The 18,857-nt window shown below is 50.6% G+C and carries 11 protein-coding genes; 8 read left to right on the forward strand and 3 right to left on the reverse strand.

Translation table 11 applies throughout. The features are described from left to right. Window positions 1–236: 236 nt before the first annotated feature. The gene (mmuM, locus tag BLT02_RS09250) at window positions 237–1,235 is read right to left on the reverse strand and encodes a homocysteine S-methyltransferase (RefSeq protein WP_092994190.1); all 999 of its coding nucleotides are present in this window, start codon (window positions 1,233–1,235) and stop codon (window positions 237–239) included. 627 nt (window positions 1,236–1,862) lie between these two features. Here mmuM and BLT02_RS09255 point away from each other — a divergent pair. From BLT02_RS09255 to BLT02_RS09265, 3 genes are all read left to right on the forward strand, one after another. Next, a complete protein-coding gene (locus BLT02_RS09255; protein WP_092994193.1) occupies window positions 1,863–2,483 on the forward strand; it encodes a cyclodeaminase/cyclohydrolase family protein in 621 nt (206 codons plus the stop codon). A gap of 294 nt (window positions 2,484–2,777) precedes the next feature. Continuing rightward, entirely contained in the window at window positions 2,778–3,638 is an 861-nt protein-coding gene (locus tag BLT02_RS09260; RefSeq protein ID WP_092994422.1) for a bifunctional 5,10-methylenetetrahydrofolate dehydrogenase/5,10-methenyltetrahydrofolate cyclohydrolase, read from the forward strand. 61 nt (window positions 3,639–3,699) lie between these two features. Then, window positions 3,700–4,131, forward strand: a complete 432-nt coding sequence (locus tag BLT02_RS09265) for a hypothetical protein (protein WP_092994196.1) — start codon at window positions 3,700–3,702, stop codon at window positions 4,129–4,131. Between the two features lie 595 nt (window positions 4,132–4,726). On the opposite strand, the gene BLT02_RS09270 is transcribed toward BLT02_RS09265, so the two are convergent. Further along, window positions 4,727–6,235, reverse strand: a complete 1,509-nt coding sequence (locus BLT02_RS09270; protein WP_092994199.1) for a carbohydrate-binding domain-containing protein — start codon at window positions 6,233–6,235, stop codon at window positions 4,727–4,729. Between the two features lie 518 nt (window positions 6,236–6,753). Here BLT02_RS09270 and BLT02_RS09275 point away from each other — a divergent pair. Together BLT02_RS09275 and BLT02_RS09280 are read left to right on the forward strand one after the other, a co-directional pair. Then, the gene (locus BLT02_RS09275) at window positions 6,754–9,564 is read left to right on the forward strand and encodes an immunoglobulin domain-containing protein (protein ID WP_092994203.1); all 2,811 of its coding nucleotides are present in this window, start codon (window positions 6,754–6,756) and stop codon (window positions 9,562–9,564) included. A gap of 79 nt (window positions 9,565–9,643) precedes the next feature. Next, a complete protein-coding gene (locus tag BLT02_RS09280; protein ID WP_092994207.1) occupies window positions 9,644–10,801 on the forward strand; it encodes a hypothetical protein in 1,158 nt (385 codons plus the stop codon). A gap of 292 nt (window positions 10,802–11,093) precedes the next feature. On the opposite strand, the gene BLT02_RS09285 is transcribed toward BLT02_RS09280, so the two are convergent. Next, window positions 11,094–11,966, reverse strand: a complete 873-nt coding sequence (locus BLT02_RS09285) for an AraC family transcriptional regulator (RefSeq protein WP_092994210.1) — start codon at window positions 11,964–11,966, stop codon at window positions 11,094–11,096. A gap of 403 nt (window positions 11,967–12,369) precedes the next feature. Here BLT02_RS09285 and BLT02_RS09295 point away from each other — a divergent pair, with 403 nt between their 5' ends. The 3 genes from BLT02_RS09295 (at window position 12,370) to BLT02_RS09305 (ending at window position 18,822) form a co-directional block, all read left to right on the forward strand. Beyond that, window positions 12,370–15,609, forward strand: coding sequence for a glycoside hydrolase family 2 TIM barrel-domain containing protein (locus BLT02_RS09295; protein WP_092994216.1), 3,240 nt, complete (start codon window positions 12,370–12,372; stop codon window positions 15,607–15,609). 588 nt (window positions 15,610–16,197) lie between these two features. Then, window positions 16,198–16,971 carry a hypothetical protein gene (locus tag BLT02_RS09300; protein ID WP_092994219.1) on the forward strand — a complete coding sequence of 258 codons (774 nt, stop codon included), beginning with the start codon at window positions 16,198–16,200 and terminating at the stop codon, window positions 16,969–16,971. Window positions 16,972–17,487: 516 nt separating this feature from the next. Then, entirely contained in the window at window positions 17,488–18,822 is a 1,335-nt protein-coding gene (locus BLT02_RS09305; protein WP_092994222.1) for an acetyl-CoA hydrolase/transferase family protein, read from the forward strand. The last annotated feature ends 35 nt before the right edge of the window (window positions 18,823–18,857 follow it).

Raw genomic sequence — 18,857 nt, forward strand, 5'->3', positions numbered from 1 at the left:
AAGGTCTGCCTTGTGACACGCAGTAGCTGCAGTACATCTTTTGAACGCAAAAGCATCACCTCCTTCAAGGTAATTTTATTAGAAATACAAATTATATTAAAATATTTTCATATTTTATAACATATTTAATGTATTTTTGAACCATATCAGCCTTTAGGGTTCGAAGCGGGAACTTCCGATATATTTGCTGACCGTCTTCAGGCTGAAAACTTCCCGTACTGCAAATACTGCAAAGCTCATCGCGGGATCATGCTGCGGGTGCCGCCCTGCGCGAGGAACTTTTCGCGTGCGGCGATGACCTGCTCCACATGGCTTGCGACTGTCGTGCAGCAGCCCCCGACAGCTTCCGCGCCTGCCTTCATGTAGTCCAGGGCATATTCCTCAAAGGACTTCGTGTCACCGACACCGTGCCAGGTCTTAGTGACGGGATCGTATTCTTCGCCGCTGTTGGGATAGACACCTATGGGGATCCGTTTGCCCTCTTCTGAAGCGTTCAGGCCGGCGCGGAGCTCCCTCACGAGCCCTGCGATGTAGATAGGCTTGGAGCAGTTGACGCCGATCATCCGCAGGTGCGGGTGGTCTTTGGCAAAGGCCTTCGCGCAGTCGCGGATAGGGTCGCCCTCGCAGATGTGTTTTTCATCCATGCACGAAAAACTGATCCAGTAATCCGCGCCGAGCTCCTCCGCGATCCCGGCGGCAAGCAGAGCTTCATGCAGGGAAGGCTGCGTCTCGATCAGGAGGATATCCGCTCCCGCCTCATGCAGGATCTCCATTCTACGGCGGTGAAACCCGTCCAGCACGTCATCGCTGACACCATAATGTCCGCGGTATTCCGAACCGTCCGCGAGGAAGGCTCCGTAGGGACCGATTCCTGCCAGGCACAGAGGCCAGGCGCGGCCTGCCTTTTCACCCTCTTCTTCCCACCACTGCTGCCTGGCTTCACGGAAGATTTCAACCGAACGGGCGATCAGATGCTCCGCCTCAGCCTGTGTATATCCGTTTGCCATCAGGCCCGGAATCGTCGCCTGATAACTGCAGGTGATCCCGCAGTCCGCTCCGGCTCTGAAATAGTCCAGGTGGACCTGCCTGACGAGTTCGGGCGAATCGGCCAGAGCCCTGGCGGTCCAGAGCTTTGAATTCAGGTTCGCTCCCAGCTGCTCCAGAGCTGTCGACATTGAGCCGTCGATGACCATGATGCCGTTTTTGTCAATAATCTGCTTGATGGAGTTTTCCATTTTTAGCTGTTCCCCTTTCTTTAAACTGTTCTATACCTTTTTTTAAAAAACTTATCGATAATGGTTCTATGGGTGGTTAAAACAAGCTGAAAAGCAGTTTTGGGATAGTCTGTCTGACATGCGGATACTTTTCATATTTCGAAATATCTTTTACCCGTTGATGAAACATCGTACTTTTTTGACTGTTAATTTTACTTTTTTACTTTTTTGTGTCAAATGTTCGCCCGAGAGACGGGGGACGGTTCTTTGTCTCCTTTTCTCTGTCTCTATCAGTAGTTCTTTTCAAACTGTCTGCCCTGATTGACAGGTTATCCACGGGAAATACATTGCCCTGCTTGACGGATTATCTCCGGGGAACACATTGCCCTGATTGACGGTTATCCCCGGGGAACACATTGCCTGATTCCAAGATTGAGCCCGGAAGACAGTCTTATTGTGTCCGCCGGTTTTATTTACAACCCCTTGTCAAACTGCTATGATGAAAACAAGGATACAGGGAAAGATTTCTGCGTTCGGCGTCCCCTGTGTTTACAGGCAACCAGAGAAGTGTAAATCAGGGAAATATTAAGGGAAGAAAAATCTTTTTTTATCTATGCCGTCGGGTGCAGGCGGCGGAATGGAGAGAACATGAAATTTATTGAACATACAGTCACGTCATTTACTGAAGTCCTCGCTTCTCCCGCGCCGGTACCGGGCGGCGGCGGGGCCAGCGCCCTGGCGGCGGCAATCGGCATCGCCCTGGGAGACATGGTCGGAGAGCTCACCGTCGGGAAAAAGAAATATGCCGATGTGGAGGAAGAGATCAAAACACTGATGGCGCAGGCCCAGGCCCTGCGGGAACGCTTCCTGAAGCTTGTGGACGGAGACGCAGAAGCCTTCGCCCCCCTCGCGAAAGCCTACGGGATCCCCAGGACTGACCCGGATCGTGACAGGATCATGGAAGAAGCCCTCATGACGGCCTGCGGAGTTCCCATGGAGATTATGCGGGCCTGCGGAGAAGCGATCGATCTTATTGATGTATTTGCGCAGAAAGGCTCCCGCCTTGCCGTCTCCGATGCCGGCTGCGGCGCCGTACTTTGTAAGGCAGCCATGCAGGCAGCCTCTCTGAATGTTTATATTAACACGAAGTCCATGAAAAACAGGGAGGAAGCGCAGAAACTGGAAAAAGAAGCAGATACACTGCTTGAAAAATATACTTCCGCGGCTGACGACATTTATGCGGGGGTCGTAAATTCCATTCGCAGTTGATAACCCTGCAGGCGGCAATGATTCAGAGAAATCTGTTTCTCTTTGAATTAACCGCTATTCCGTTTTGCGATGATTAAAAAAACCTACAGAAACCGGCTGGGAAAACATGATGAAATTTGCTTAAGAAACCCGTGAACTATTGATTGAGAAACCGGTGAAGAAATTAATAGAGAAGCCGGAAAAGAAAGTTGATTGAGAAGCCGGAAAAAAACGAATAAAAAAGCTGGAATGAAATCGATTAAAAATCGAATCTGGAGCAGTGTGCTTCCGGAACTGAAAGAAAGTGAGGAAAGAATGGCTGTTGTATTGAAGGGCAAAGAAGTGGCGGATGCGATGACTGTTCAGATGCGGCAGGATGTGGCGGCACTGAAGGAAAAAGGATGCACCCCGACACTCTGTATACTGCGGGTCGGCGAGCGCCCCGATGACCTGGCTTATGAACGCGGAATTATTAAGCGGGCGGGGACTGTCGATATAGAAGTGCAGAAAGTCGTACTGCCGGAGAATGTGTCGCAGGAGGAGTTCGACCGCACTCTGACCAGGCTCAATGAGGACGACGTCATTCACGGAATCCTTATGTTCCGCCCCCTTCCGAAGCATTTGGATAATGAAAAGGCAAGGTGCATGCTCAACCCTGCCAAAGATATCGACGGATGTACAGACCTGTCCCTCGCCGGTGTATTTACAAATACGAAGACCGGTTTTCCGCCCTGCACTGCGGAAGCGGCCATGGAAATCCTCCATCATTTTCAGATCCCGGTCAGCGGTAAAAAGGCAGCTGTCATCGGGCGTTCTCTGGTCATCGGCCGCCCCGTGGCCATGATGCTCATGCATGAAAATGCCACGGTCGTCAACTGTCACACACGGACGAAGGACGTGCCGGAGATCACACGCAGGGCGGACATCCTGATCGCCGCCTCCGGACAGCTTCACAGTGTAACAAAGGAATACACCAACCCTGGCCAGGTCGTGATCGATGTCGGGATCAACTGGGACGAAAAGAAGGGCGGCATTTCCGGGGATGTGGCTTTCGAGGATGTCGAGCCTTTTGTGCAGGCCATCACCCCTGTACCCGGTGGTGTCGGCAGCGTGACCACCTGCGTTCTCATCCGTCACGTAGTTGAAGCGGCGAGACGTTCCTGCGGTCTTCATTAGGTCCTTCGCTAAGCCGTGAAAAACAAAGCCATATTCTGCATCCACAACTGCGGGGTCACGCATGCCGAAAAATAACAAAGCGATATTCCATCTCCGCAAGCCCAAGGTCACGCATGCCGCGAAAAAGCAAAGCGATATTCCTGTTCCGCAAGCCCAAGGTCACGCATGCCGCGAAAAAGTAAAGCGATATTCCGTCTCCGCAAGCCCAAGGTCACCCATATCGCAAAAAACCAAAGCGATATTCCGTCTCCGTAAGCCCAAGGTCACCCATATCGCGAAAAAGCAAAGCGATATTCGTCTCCGTAAGCCCAAGGTCACCCATATCGCGAAAAAGCAAAGCGATATTTCATCTCCGCAAGCCCAAGGTCACCTATATCGCGAAAAAACAAAGCGATATTCCGCCTCCGCAAGCCCAAGGTCACCTATATTGCGAAAAAGAAAAGCGATATTTCATCTCCGCAAGCCCAAGGTCACCCATATCGCGAAAAAGTAAAGCGATATTCCGTCTTCGTAAGCCCGAGGTCACCCATATCGCGAAAAAGTAAAGCGATATTCCGTCTCCGCAAGCCCAAGGTCACGCATGCCGCGAAAAAGCAAAGCGATATTCCGTCTTCGCAAGCCCAAGGTCACCCATATCGTGAAAAAGTAAAACATTAAGGATTACATATTTGGAAGTATGACCCTTAAAAAAATCCGGCCGAAGCCGGATTTTTTTCTAATTTCCTAATATATAAGTGGACCTTTGTTCGCTTAATGTTATATGCTCCCTTCCAACCCCTTCTACTTGTATTCAAGAGCCCTGCATTCGAGAACCTTGTATTTGAGAGCCCTGCATTCGAGAACCTTGTATTCGAGAGTCCTTCATTCGAAAACCCTGCATCTGAGACCCTTTTACAGAGACACAGGAAATACTGTGCTGCGCAATCTGCACAGTTCATTAATCTGCAAATCTTTACTGACCAAAGCCACTCTGATCAAAAATCTCCCTGTCCGTTGTCCTAATTAAATCTCCCTGACTAAAGCCACTCTGATCAAAAATCTCCCTGTCCGTTGCCCTGATCAAATCTCCTTGATTAAAGCTGCCCTGATCAAAAGCCACCCTGTCCGTTGTCCTGATCGAAGCCTCCCTGATCAAAGCCGCCCCGATTAAAGCCTCCGTGCTTGAAGCCTCCTTTTCCACCGCCGTGACCTCCCATCATCTGATTGGTGATCGAGTCAGTCTCTGTGCCGTTGACAATGATCGTGCCGCCGGTCTTCTGCACGGTGCCGTCATAGTCAAAAGGACTCTGGGCGGTGAGATCGATCGTACCGCCTGTGATTATCAGGTCGCCATTGGAATCGATGGCATCTGTGTCGCCGGCGCCCATTGTGATCGTGAGTTCTCCACCGTTGATCTCTACAAGGGGAGTGCGGAATGAGGACTTCCTGCCGGCGTTGATCCCGTCATCGGAAGCATCGATCGAAGTCTTCCCGCCGTTGATCTGGATCCAGGTCCCCTCAAGACCTTCCGCGCAGGACAAAGTGATCGTGCCGTTGTCGACCTGTGCGATCGTTGTCGCGTGGATGGCATCGTCAGCTGCTGCAATGTTAAGAGTACCGCCACCGATATAGACATATCCCTTCAGGTCATCCTCATCATTCTCGGCGTGGATTCCGTCCTTATTTGACTGGATGGTGACGGTGCCGTCCGCCATCACGACAGAGTCGTTGGCTTCCAGCGCGTCAGAAGCACAGGTGATGGCAAGAGTTCCGCCGGTGATCTTCAGATCATCCTTGCTGCTGATCCCGTTGTCCGTGGAGGAGACGTTGAGTGTTCCGGCTCCGTTCAGGACCAGGTCGTCCCTGGAAAAAATGACTGCATCTGTGTTTGTCTCTCCGTCTGCCTTAAAAGTACCAGTCACAGAGAGGGCGTTTTCCGAGTCTGTTGTAGTGACGAATACCTTGTCCGCTTTTTTGACATAGATACAGGGTATGCTGTCGTTGGTGATTTTGACACCATCGAGGACAAGCTGGACCTTATCCTCTTCCCCCGCTTCGACACAGATCTGCGCATTGGAAGCGGTTCCGGAAATGACATAAACGCCGGCGTTCTTGACCGTGTAGACTTTGCTATCAGCAACGGTGATTGGACGAGCCCCGGTTGTGTCGGCCTTTTGCTCGAGATCCCTGTCAGTAAACAGTTTGGAGGTATCAAGGGCGCTGCCACTGTCTGAGGAATTGTCCGGGGAACTATCTGAGGAATTGTCCGGGGAACTGTCTGAGGAATTGTTCGGGGAACTGTCTGAGGAATTGTCCGAAGAATTGTCTGAGACTTCCGTAGACGCCGCCATGACCGATACTCCTGAATTCTCTGTGACTGCTGCAACTGTTTCCACAGCTTCCCCTGCATTTAAGGCACCTGCGGCATCCGGCTCTTCTGCATTGTCAGAAATGGCTTTGTCAGAAATAGCATTGTCGGAAATGCTTTTGACTATGACACCATTTACCACTGACTGGGAGGAAGACGTTGACCCTGCTGAAGCCAGGGCGTTGCAGCCGATCATGATCGAAAGAAGTCCTGCGCATACAGATGCGGAAAATAATCTTTTATTTATCATTTGTATATATCCCTTTCTTCTCTTTCCGATTTGATCCGGAATCTTCTATATTATTATTGTTACAACTATTGTTCCTGATTTTAGTGATGATAGTGCCTGGTGATGATGTCACTTGGCAGATTCCTGACAGTACATAGCTCATTCATGATGTTACCTGGCAGATTCCTGACGTACAGTACTGATTCATAATGACGCTGACAGATTCGGTTTCTGCCAGTTTCAGCTGCAGACAAATCTGTACAGGCTGTTTTTTTTATACCATAAATCTAGAGGGAAAAAATGAAAATGACATGAAAAAAACATGAGAAGGGAATGAAAGTGTAAAGAAATCACAGTAAAAACATATCTCCTGTGTATCGTTAGATTATGCTATAATCCGTATGGGAATTTACGATGCTTATGTCATGTCGGAAACTGATGAAAGAGAACAGTTGAAGTGTCTTCTTTATATATTTTTATATAGTAAAGATTATTATATATTAAAGATCAAAGTTCCATAAGGAGGCTGTTTTTCAAGGATGAAAAAGAACCGGTTGAGTAATGTGCTGCTTTCAGCCATGATCGCGCTAACTCTCTGCCTGCAGGCAGGACCATACCACATATATGCGTCAGAAGCAGCTGCATTCAGGCAAACTCTGGAACCTGCAGCCTTCCAGGCTTCCCCGGAAACTTCCGATGAAGAGTCTGCTGCGGACAGCATTACACTCCAGGCAGCGGAGTATGGCGTCATTCCGGAGGAGACTACAGACCCGGAAGACGATGATACGAACGGGGGGGTCAGCGCGAAGGACAGTGAGGTGCAGGAAGAGATCCTGGAGGATATTCCTGCGGATGAGGTGGAAAAGGATACTGCCAAAAAAGAAAAGGAAAACGAGAAGAAATCTTCAGAAAAAGAATCTTCAGATAAAAAATCTTCGGATAAAAAGTCTTCAGAAGAAAAGAAATCATCTGAAAAGAAATCTTCTGAAAACAAAAAGAAGTCTGAAGGCCTCCCCGCGGAGGAGGCTCCTCCGCTTGCGGGGGATGACGTTGTCACCCCCGAGGAAATCGCCGAGGCCCCGGAGATCGCAGTGGGCGGGCAGACGGATGTCTATGTCACCCTCAAGGAACCCTGCAGGCTGTTTCTCTTTGTCCCTCAGGAATCCGGCTCCTACCGTTTTTTCACAGAAGGGGAAGGGACGGATACCTATGGCGAGCTGTACGATGAAAACGGCGTGAAAGTCGCGGAAAATGATGACGTCGGGGAAGAGGATGCCAACTGTTCGATCGATTATGCCTGCCTGGCGGGAAAAAAGTATTGTCTGAGAGTCAGGCACTACAGCTACGGAGAACTCTATTTCAGTCTCCGCCTGGAAAAAAACGAGACTTCATTCCAGGCCTGTCCCGCCTGCCCGTCGTTCTGGTACCTCCAGGCCCGGGAAAGCGTGACGCTTTCGGTCAGTGCTTATTCCAATACACCGCTCACTTATCAGTGGAACAGATTCGGCGCGGACATTCCCGACAGCAATTCGGACAGCTTTACAGTGGAAGCCGATCAGGCTGGAATGGTCTCCTGCACGGTGACAGACCAGGAAGGCAATACAGAGACCTGTTTCTTTGAGATCATGGTGGACAACCATCTCAAAGCCTTTCCGGAGGGTGCCGAGAGCGATGCGGAAAAGACGATCAGCACTAAGCCCGGAAAGACCATCGCGCTTGATGTCAAGACCTCCGCAGATGATACCAGCGGTCTGTGGTATGAGTGGTATCAGGAGATCGATGATGAGAAAAACGATACGGAAAGAGAACTGATCGAGGGGGTGAACTCCCCGTCCTGTGAGATCTCCACGGATGATGGCACTGCCAGTTACGTCTGCGTTGTCTATGACCAGTACGGATCCCGTGCGGAAGCCTCCTTCAGGATCATCGTCAATCATCTGGCCGTATACCCCGAAGGCAGCCGGAAAACACAGACCGCCAGACAGATCGTCTCCGAACCCGGACAAAAACCTGTCCTTAAGGTGAATGTCTCCGCGGATGACAAAAAAGGCCTCAAATACAGGTGGTTCCAGGATGTGAACGGCAAGAGAACCAGGATCAAAGGGGCGGACAAGGCCGTATATGAAGTCCCCTATGTTCCGGGACCCTCAGCTTATATTTGCAGCGTATCGGATAAATACGGAAATACCGGTTTTGCCCGCTTTGAAGTCAGTGTCAATTCTCTGGAGGCCTGGGCAAAAGGCAGTGAAGACCATGCTCAGCAGCTGGACGTTTTCGTAGCTCCCGGGGAAAGCCCGGTGCTGGAGGTGGAAGTGTCTACGACCACCCCTGACCAGCTCTCCTATGAGTGGTACGATGAAGAAAATGAAGTGATCAAGGACGCGGTTTCCTCCGTCTATGAGTTCCCGGATGTCAACAGCTGTACCACCTGCCGGTGCCTTGTCAGTGACCCCTACGGCAACTCCGAAGAAGTATATTTTTCCATTTATCCGAATCACCTGCAGGCCCGTCCCGCAGACCTTCCCGAAGGTAAAGCCTCTAAGACCATTGTGGTCCAGGAAGGAAAGGATGTGGATCTCGATGTAGAGGTCCGGGCTGACGACACCAGCAGCCTGACCTACCTGTGGTATGATGATATTAACGAAGAAGCGGTCCCCGGATGGGACAGCGCATCTGTCCATATCGAGGGAGCTGCCGCTTCCGGATCTTACAGATGTGACGTCTGTGACCAGTATGGAAACATCTCAAGCGCCGTCTTCATGGTGGAGATCAACCATCTGAAAGCGTGGCCTGAAGGCTGTGAGGGAATGACAGAGACAGAGGTCTATGTGGAAGAAGGAGAGACAGCCATCCTCAGAGTTTTTGCCTCCGCCGATACAGAAGGAGAGATCGGTTACCGCTGGTATGACGACGAACTGGCGGATGAAAACTATGACACCCTCCAGCACACCGCAGTCTACCAGGTCGCGGATATACGCAAAAACCACACCTGGCGCTGCCATGTCTACGACAGTTATGCAAATTATATCGATATTTATTTCCATGTCTGTGTCCAGAATCATCTGCAGGTCACCCCTGACGGCGAGGAGGAAAATGTCGCCATCGTAAAGGTGCATACTGACGAGAAGGGAAAGGCAAAACTGAAAGTAGACGCGCAGGCGGATGACACGCACGATATGCAGTACAGGTGGTACTATGAAGACAGGTCTTCCGGTTCCTGGCAGGAGATCGAGGGAGAGACATCCAGATCTCTGAAGGTCGAAGTGGAAGAAGCTTCTTCCTACAGATGCGTAGTCACTGACCGGTTCGGGAACGAGGGGATCGTAAACTATACAGTATACAGACAATAAAAGAGTGAGATGGGCCGAGTGGCTACACTCACAGAATAGTTGACAGCATACATTTCATCTAAGAGGAGGTATGTTATTTATGAAAAAAAGAACGTTTACTATCCACAGGATCCTTTCAGCCGCGACTGCTATGCTCGTGGCCGGTTCCCTGATCGCCTGCGGCTCGGAAGGTGCCCAGGGGAGTGCTTCCTCCCCTTCGACTGCTGAAGAGTCGGCTGTGACGACAGAAAATGAAGCAGGTGCCGGAGCGACGCAGTCTCCGGAAGTAGGAGCGGGAGCGACAGATGAGGAAGGCGGTCTCCTGGCGGGTGGTCTGCAGAGCAATGAAGCCGCGATCGAAGGCTTCACTTCTCCCGATGTAGAAGTGGCCGCGCTGACCGAGGAGGATATCAGCGGCCAGAACCCGGTCATGAATTTTATCGGCAGGTATTATTGCGACAGATGTGTTATGACCGTGGCAACAAAGGAGAACAGTGAAAAAGGCGCCGAGATCACGGTCCAGTGGGGCGGCAGTGCCTGGGAGAGCGCGGAGTGGAGAATGAGCGGAGACCTGGATATGGAGACCCTCACGATCGAGTATGATGACTGCGTCAAGAGCGAAGCGGTCTATAAAGATGGGGGAGAACTGGAATCCGAGACTGAGATCTACAGAAACGGAAAGGGACGCATTGTCTTCCAGAGCGGCCTGGGCTCCCGGAATTTGATGTGGGAAGATGACGAAGAACACATAGCGGACGGTTTTGTATTTGAATACAACAGCTACGACGGGGAGGAGTCCGGCGGCGTGGGGATGGCCAATCCCTGGAGAGATGTGACCGAAGAGGAGGTCGCATCAGTCGTCACCCATCTTTTCCGGGTACCGGAAGGCGCGGAAAACGTCATGTGGTCCATGATGGATGCTGGAGAAGCCCAGGAGGCGGAAGGAGAGGAAGTCTCACCCCTCGTCCAGCTCTTCTTTGAGATGGACGGGACGCAGTTCACCGCCCGGGCAAAACAGGGAGGAGACCCGGAGGAGGATATTTCCGGGATGTATTACGACTGGGATGCGACAGAGGACATTGTAGTCGGCAACTGGAACGTGCCCGGAAAAATTTACTCCTTCATGGAAGAAGGTGATAACGCCCAGCTTTGCTCCTGGAGAGACGAAGATACTGCCACTTCCTACAGTCTGGCCGCCAACGGATCGGATCTGGACGGTCTCGACCTCACGGCAGTCGCAGCATTTATGTATAAATAAGACCTTTGTGTAAAACCAAGCCCTTTGTGTAACGTTAAGCTCTTTATGTAAAGATAAGATTACAGGATTATGCTTTTAGAAATCTTTCGAAAAGTGTAGTGTTTTTCAGCCGATCTGCAGTTTTTTACGCACAGACACAACCACCCCTGTCGGGGCTGGCTGTGTCTGTTTTTTGTTAAATAAGCCTGGGACCAGGAGAACTGCCGTAAAGAGAACTGCAGTTACGAGACTTACGGCCAAACAGCCGGCGGTTAAAGGAATTCATGGCCAAACAGTTCACGTATACAGAAGCTCAGGGGTTCTCCTCGTTCCATGCCTGAAGCCGGCTCCTGAAATCGGAGGGAGACATGCCGGTCTGTTTGCGGAAGAGCCGGCTGAAATACAGCGGGTTGTCGTAGCCGACGAGCTCGGCGATCTCCGTGATATTGTGGTCAGACGTCTCGAGGAGACTCTGCGCGGCGGAGATCCGGAGGGAGATCAGGTACTGGGCGGGGGCGGAACCGGTATATTCACGAAAACTTCTGGTGAACCAGCTCACGCTAAGGCCCAGATCCTGGGCGTAATCTTTGATCGAGATCGGCTCACTGTAATGAGCATGGAAATATTGAACTGCGGTGTTCATCTGTCCCGACATATGGGCAGACTGGCGCCGCGCTTTTTTATCGCTCAGACGGCTCAAAAGGATAAAGAGAAGGTGAAGCCGATAGATGCAGGCTTCCTCGTAGTGAGGCTGGCATTCCTTGAGCTCTCCAATGATCTGCTGGAAAATATGGCTGTATTCCAGGGAAGTGCCGCTGTGGATCACATGTTCTCCGTCTTTGAAACCATAGTGCCGCAGGATATTGGTGACATCTGAACCTGTGAAGTGGATCCAGAATACCTCCGTGTGATCGGCACCGTAGTAATAGTACCGCTGCTCTTCTCTGGGACGGTACAGAACCATGTTCCCGGCGGGAATGATGTGTTCTTTTCCGTTGTAATAAAAATGTCCCTTTCCCGCCGCGACATACAGGAGCTGAAAATCGATGCGGCCTCTGGGCCGGTGGGTCGGAAGCTTTGTGATCGATAACAGACGGTACGTCCCGCAGCTCCCGACGAACAGGGGGTGCCTCCGGTCTTTAAAATCAATTCTCGAATTCCGCCAGTATGCGGAGTCAACGTACATATTCTTTCCTCTTTCTTTAAATGCGTGTATCGAAATGAGTGTATCTTTTTGTGCATGTTCTGTCTATCACAGTTTATGTTCAAAGGAGGAACCATGTCGTATGATAGCAATATGCATAACTATTCTAGTGAAACACTATACCACAATATATACGGGAAAGGTATATGTTTTTGAGGGTTTGACGACAATATATCCATATTTTGAAGTTGCTTATTTCAAGATACAGCCGGAAAGAGGATCCGGATAAGGAGAAGGGATCGCCCGGCTGTGACCGCGGTTTCCGGCAAACGCTTTTTGTCCATGAAAGGCCCAAAAACATGCATTATCTGTGCGTAGGAGAGGGACACCCGGAACTGAACACCTTTTTTGTGTATATCCATCTGCGCATCTGGGAGGAAATACTTTGATCATATCTAAGCATTACGAAGATCTGTCTGTCCTTCATGAGGGAACTATGCCGGATCGTGCCTACTATGTACCTGCGGGCAGACGAATGAAATGTCTGGTGGAAAACAGAGAGGCCTCGGACCGTATACATATGCTGAACGGTTCCTGGAAATTCCGGTTTTTTGACAGTATTTATGATTTGAAAGAAGAGTTTTACTGGACGGACTTTGACGTATCCGGTTTTGAGGAGATACCGGTTCCCGGCGTCTGGCAGAATTATGGATACGGCCGGCACCAGTACACAAATATCCGCTACCCCTTTCCGGCGGACCCGCCTTATGTTCCGCAGGAAAACCCGTGCGGTGCCTATGTACATCGGTTTCTGTTTGAAAAAAAGGAGGATCTGCCCAGGACCTTTCTGGAATTTGAAGGCGTGGATTCCTGTTTCTACGTGTGGCTGAACGGACAGTACATCGGTTACAGCCAGGTGTCTCATGCACTTTCCGAGTTTGAGATCACAGACCAGCTGGTGGAAGGAGAGAATGTCCTTGCTGTCCTTGTGCTCAAATGGTGCGACGGCAGTTATCTGGAGGACCAGGACAAATTCCGGGTGAGCGGAATCTTTCGGGATGTCTATCTGCTGCGCAGGCCGGACCAGTGTATTTTTGACTACACGATCCGTTCACAGATTGTCTGGGAGAAAGGGAAAAAGGAAGTGCCCCGCGCGGAGAGCGCCATGCTCTCTATGAAGGTGGAATATCTGGAAAAGGCGGCACCTGTGACCGCGTCTCTTCTGGATGCCGAAGAAAATGAGATCTGCCGCTTCCAGTTTGAAGGTGAAACAGAGTTTACCATAGAAGACCCCCATCTGTGGAGCAGTGAGGATCCTTATCTGTATACGCTTTTTATGGAGACCCGCGGTGAAGTGATCACTGAACAGATCGGTATCCGGGAGATCACGGTGGAGGGAAATGTTGTCCTGATCAACCGCCGTCCCGTCAGGTTCCGGGGCGTGAACCGTCATGACTGGGACCCTGTGAGCGGCCCGGTGGTCAGAGTCGACCATATACGCCGGGATCTGGAGATGATGAAACGTTATAATTTCAACGCCATCAGGACCAGCCACTACCCCAACGCTCCCATGTTTTATCAGATGTGCGACAGGTACGGATTTTTTGTCATCGACGAGGCGGACAATGAGAGCCACGGCCTCTGGATGCTCTGCTACAGGGAGGATACAGATGAGGAGAGGGCGGCCCGCTGGAATGAAATGGTATCGGACAACCCCGCCTTTATCACAGCTACCCTCGACCGCACAAAAAAGCTGGTGTACCGGGACAAAAACCGCCCCTGCGTGGTGATCTGGTCCATGGGAAACGAGAGCAGCTACGGCTGCACCTTTGAGGAAGCCCTGCGCTGGACCAAAGCCTATGACCCCACGCGCCTGACCCACTATGAGGGCGCCTGGAACCCGGGAAGCGCCCGCACCTTCGATCATTCCAACATCGATCTCTACAGCCGGATGTATCCTGCCTTTGAAGATGTCATCAGCTACGCAGAGTCTGATCCGGAAAAGCCCTTTATCATGTGCGAGTACTGCCATTCCATGGGCAATGGGGCAGGAGATTACGAGGACTATTTTGGCCTGATGGAAAACTACGACTGCATCTGCGGAGGTTTTGTCTGGGAGTGGAGCGACCATGCCGTTTACAAGGGAACGGCGGCGGACGGCAGATCGATCTACTATTATGGCGGGGACCACGGAGAGTATCCCCACGACGGCAATTTCTGTGTGGACGGCCTTGTCTATCCCGACCGCACGCCCCACACAGGGCTCCTGGAATATAAAAACGTTCACCGCCCCGCCCGCGTTGTTTCCTGGGCCTGTGGATCCAGCGTTCAGGAGATCCTGAAAGGAGAGACGGACCCTGCCCGCGCCAGAGCTTTGAAGACAGATCACGCAGATCCTGTCCGCACCGGGGCCGTGCATATGCATGACCATTCCGGCAATGCCCAGACCACATGCATCCTCAACATCAAAAATGAGATGAATTTCGTTGATCTGCAGGAGTATATCACTCTGGAATACGAAGTGACCTGCGATGATGTCCGGATCGCGGGAGGTGTGGTCTCGGCGCCGCAGATCCCTTCTGTCCTTCCGGGGAAAACAGGGAGGATCTTCCTGTCCCTGCCTTCCCTCCCCGAAGAAGGAAAGATTTATATGAAGGTCTTTTATCTTCTCCGGAAGGCCGATGAATTCCGGGAGGAGGGTATGCTTCTCGGCTTTGATGAGATCCCTCTGCAGATTGATCGGGGAAACCGGATGGTCATCACCATGGAAAAAGATTCCAATGTGTGTGCGAACAAGATGAAAAAGATTCGCGTGAAGGAGGATGAGCGCCGGCTGATCCTCAAGGGAGAGAGTTTCAACTACGTCTACAGCAGACTGTACGGTATTTTTGAAAAAATGTCTTTTGAGGACAAAGAAATTCTGGATAAGCCGATGGAACTGAATATCTGGCGTGCTCCGACGGACAACGACAGGTATATCAGAATGGAGTGGGAGAGAGCTATGTACGACCGGACCCGTTCCCGCGCCTATACAACAGAATGGACCATGCTCGAAAATGCAGTACAGATCCACAGCAAAATCGGCATCCTGGCTCCCACTGTACAGCGGATCATGGATATCGATGCAGTGTGGACCGTCACCTTCAGCGGCAGGATCAGTGTGCATATGGACGTAAAGAGGAATACGGACTTTCCCGAACTGCCGCGCTTCGGGCTGAGGCTTTTCCTTCCCGAGACCATGCAGAATGCTGTCTATTACGGTCTGGGTCCCCTCGAGAGTTATATCGACAAGCACCGCGCCTCCTGGCACGGGCTCTTTGCCGCGACAGTACGCGACCTCCATGAGGACTATCTTCGTCCCCAGGAGAACGGCAGCCGCTGCGGCTGTGACTTCATGACTCTCAGGGACAACAGCTTTTCCCTCACCGCCTTCAGCCGGATCCCTTTTTCCTTTAACGTATCCGCCTATACCCAGGAGGAGCTGACCGGAAAAGCCCACAACTACGAGCTCTCCCCGTGCGGAAGCACAGTGCTCTGCCTGGATGCCCGCCAGAACGGCATAGGCTCCAACAGCTGCGGTCCACGGCTCCTGCCCGAATACCGCTTTGATGATGAAGCTTTCACCTACGACATGACCCTTCTTCCCTGCATGGGCTCTACGGAGACATGCACCTGCGAAGATTAAACAATGAAATCCCTGGCCTGCCTCATCGGCCTGACCCCCCTCCGGGCCGATAGGAGGCAATATGAGCGCCCTCATCGCTGCCTGCTCCGAATGCACATCCCTGGCAGAAAGCTGATCAATGAATTGTCTGACAAAGGATTTTTCTTTAGGGAAAGCTGATGAAACGGATGACAAGATAAAGGGATGACTTGACAAGGGGATGTATCTTTACAGAACTCTGATTGAGGAATGATTCAGTAAGGGATGTTTTTTATATAGATGCGTTTCCGGTCACATGCGGACAGGTGTGTGACCGGAAACGGCACAATTTAAGTACGACTGGCGCCGATGGCGGAAAAGATTAACCTGAATTAGCCTGAATTATTCATGGGCATATCCCGCGCGTTATGAATAATTCAGGTTTGTTTTTTGATCAGTCTTGTCACAGACGCTGCCCCTTCCGGAATTGGAGCATTGAATTAGTGCACGTTATTTCGTTGATTCAATTTTGTTAATTTTGCCCGATTTTAAATGATTTATTCTAGTATTGTTGTATAATAATACCATGTATTTATTTCAATTCTTTTTTCTTGGAAGGAGGACATATTTATGAAAAAGTATTTGAAACAGTTGATCTGCGCATTGGCTATACTCTGCCTGGTAGCCGGATTTGCACCCGCTCAGGCAGAAGCAGCAACCATCAAGGGGAGTTACAGAATCCATACCATAAAACAGAAGAAATGGTATACTTCCATATCTTCAGAAAAATATACAGACTACTACAAATTTAAAGTTCCGTCCACAGGATATATCAAACTGGAAGTGGATACCAGTAAGACCACAAGCCACCACAGAGCTCCCAGAATAACTATTGATACCAATTATGGTGATGGTGGTATAAGGACAGTGGATGTCTTCAATGGTACAAGCTGCATTGCGCTGCCCAAAGGAACCTATTATTTTTACGCAACTCACGAGAATACACGGTTCAGATATGAATTCGTAAAGCAGAGCCGTACTTCCAACTACTGCCAGGCAAAGGCTGAGTCATTGAAGGCCGGCAAAAACAAGATCGTGGTGTTTGACTATGGGTATGAATTCACCAAATGGTATAAAGTGAGCCTTACAAAGAGCAAAAAGATCAGGATCTGGGCGGCTTCAAAAGACGGATATGGTGATTATACCCCTATCGTGATTGACAAAAACGGGAAGATCCACGATGTTACTTTCCTCTATGAGAATAAGTCCCAGACAGAGGTGCTTCCCAAAGGAACCTACTACATTTTGCTTTCCCGCGATCTGCAGGCAAACAGACGCCACCACAAAAACGCAACAGGCTATTATGTGGAACGTACTGTCTCCTTCACCTGGAATGCTTATTGACATGTGTTGACCCGTCAGAAAAAGACGTCGGTCATACCTGCCTAATCTTACAGAATCCGGATAATCTGCCCATCTTTTCATCTATACAGATAGCATGCTGACGCTGTTTGGAACACAGCCTGTTCACGCCTCTGAAAAGGGGTGAAGATGAAGCGATCCGGAGATATGATCCGATGATCTAACGGGAAACAGAATGATATGATCTGATGATCTAACGGGAAACAGGATGATTTGATTGGAAGATCTTTCGTGAAACAGAATCATTCAGGGATTATCCTGTAAAACAGAAATGCGCCGGGTTTCCGGCGCATTTTTTCTGTCCCGCCAGCTTTTTATGTCAGCGGTCACGAAGAGGCTGCTGCCGGGGTTCTGCAGATCGCCGGCAGGGGAGACAGGCTGTAATTACCTGCACGTTATCTGCCCACGCCCTGTTTTTCCCTGAATACGTGAAAAACAACAGATCCTGCGGTATAATGGCAATACCGGACAATTGTTACACTCTGCTAAAGGAAAGCCATGGACTACTACAACGAATACAGGCAGAAACTCCGGACACCGGAGGAAGCGGTCAAACTGGTAAAGAGCGGGGACTGGGTGGACTACGGGACCAATGTCTGTTTCCCGACTCTGCTGGATGAAGCCCTCGCAAAGCGCAGGGACGAGCTCTTTGATGTCAAGATCCGGGGAAATCTGTGCTTTGGCCCCATCAGAACGGTGGAGTCCGATCCCGAACGGGAGCATTTCTGTTATAACAGCTGGCATTGTTCTTCCTATGAAAGAAAACTGAGCGACAGGGGGCTTTGCAATTATATTCCGATGATCTTCCGCAATCTGGTCCCCTATTACAGGCATTTCCTGACAGTGAATGTCGCTATGATGGCTGTGACTCCCATGGACCGGCACGGATTCTTTAATCTCTCCTGTGCCGCAGGGATCGCCCGCGGGATCCTGAAGGAGGCGGATATTGTGATCCTTGAGGTCAATGAACATCTGCCCAGGATTCTGGGAGGTTTTGACGAAAGCATCCACATTTCAGAAGTAGACCACGTAGTGGAGGGATCTCATCCTCCGCTGCCTGAGTTTCCGATCTCGCAGGCGTCTCAGGAGGACATTGCCATCGCTAATATCCTGGTGCCTTTTATTGAAGACGGAGCAACCCTTCAGCTGGGGATCGGCTCCATGCCCAATGTAGTGGGAGGAATTCTCGCACAGTCGGATGTAAAGGATCTGGGTATGCATACAGAGCTGTGCGGGGATGCCTATTATGAACTTTTCAAAGCGGGAAAACTAACCAATCGTTATAAGACCTTCCGGCCCGGAAAGGGCGTTACGGGAATCGTTTTCGGATCCAGAGAACTCTATGACTGGGTGGACTGTAACCCCGGTGTGGTCATTGAACCGCTGGAGTATGTGAATGCTGCCGAGACGATCGCCAGACAGTACAATATGATCTCCATAAATAACTGCATCTCTGTGGATTTGTATGGGCAGGTCAATGCGGAGAGCTCCGGCCTGCGCCACATCAGCGGGACCGGCGGACAGCTTGACTATCTCACCGGCGCTGCCATGGCACATGGAGGAAAAGCATTTATCTGCATGACCTCGACATTTACAGATGAAAAGGGAACTGTCTCTTCCCGCATTGTCCCCCATTTTAACGGGGAGATCGTCACTAACCCACGCAGCCAGAGCTACTATATTGTGACCGAATACGGGGCCGTTAACCTCACCGGACGAACTACCTGGGAACGGGCTGAGCTGCTGGTCAGCATAGCCCATCCCGACTTCCGCGACGGACTGATCCAGGAGGCGGAAAAGCAGAAAATCTGGCGCAGATCAAATAAAAGATAGCAGATTAAATAAAAGATAGCAGATCAAATAAAAGA

Source organism: Sarcina sp. DSM 11001, from assembly GCF_900101015.1.
In the GTDB taxonomy this organism is placed as follows: domain Bacteria; phylum Bacillota; class Clostridia; order Lachnospirales; family Lachnospiraceae; genus CAG-791.

What these genes read in the sequence shown, in the direction of transcription:
- BLT02_RS09285 (WP_092994210.1), bottom strand. Translation starts at nt 11,966, where the DNA reads ATGTACGTTGACTCCGCATACTGGCGGAATTCGAGAATTGATTTTAAA.
- BLT02_RS09275 (WP_092994203.1), top strand. Translation starts at nt 6,754, where the DNA reads ATGAAAAAGAACCGGTTGAGTAATGTGCTGCTTTCAGCCATGATCGCG.
- BLT02_RS09255 (WP_092994193.1), top strand. Translation starts at nt 1,863, where the DNA reads ATGAAATTTATTGAACATACAGTCACGTCATTTACTGAAGTCCTCGCT.
- BLT02_RS09280 (WP_092994207.1), top strand. Translation starts at nt 9,644, where the DNA reads ATGAAAAAAAGAACGTTTACTATCCACAGGATCCTTTCAGCCGCGACT.
- BLT02_RS09305 (WP_092994222.1), top strand. Translation starts at nt 17,488, where the DNA reads ATGGACTACTACAACGAATACAGGCAGAAACTCCGGACACCGGAGGAA.
- mmuM (WP_092994190.1), bottom strand. Translation starts at nt 1,235, where the DNA reads ATGGAAAACTCCATCAAGCAGATTATTGACAAAAACGGCATCATGGTC.
- BLT02_RS09270 (WP_092994199.1), bottom strand. Translation starts at nt 6,235, where the DNA reads ATGATAAATAAAAGATTATTTTCCGCATCTGTATGCGCAGGACTTCTT.
- BLT02_RS09260 (WP_092994422.1), top strand. Translation starts at nt 2,778, where the DNA reads ATGGCTGTTGTATTGAAGGGCAAAGAAGTGGCGGATGCGATGACTGTT.
- BLT02_RS09265 (WP_092994196.1), top strand. Translation starts at nt 3,700, where the DNA reads ATGCCGAAAAATAACAAAGCGATATTCCATCTCCGCAAGCCCAAGGTC.
- BLT02_RS09300 (WP_092994219.1), top strand. Translation starts at nt 16,198, where the DNA reads ATGAAAAAGTATTTGAAACAGTTGATCTGCGCATTGGCTATACTCTGC.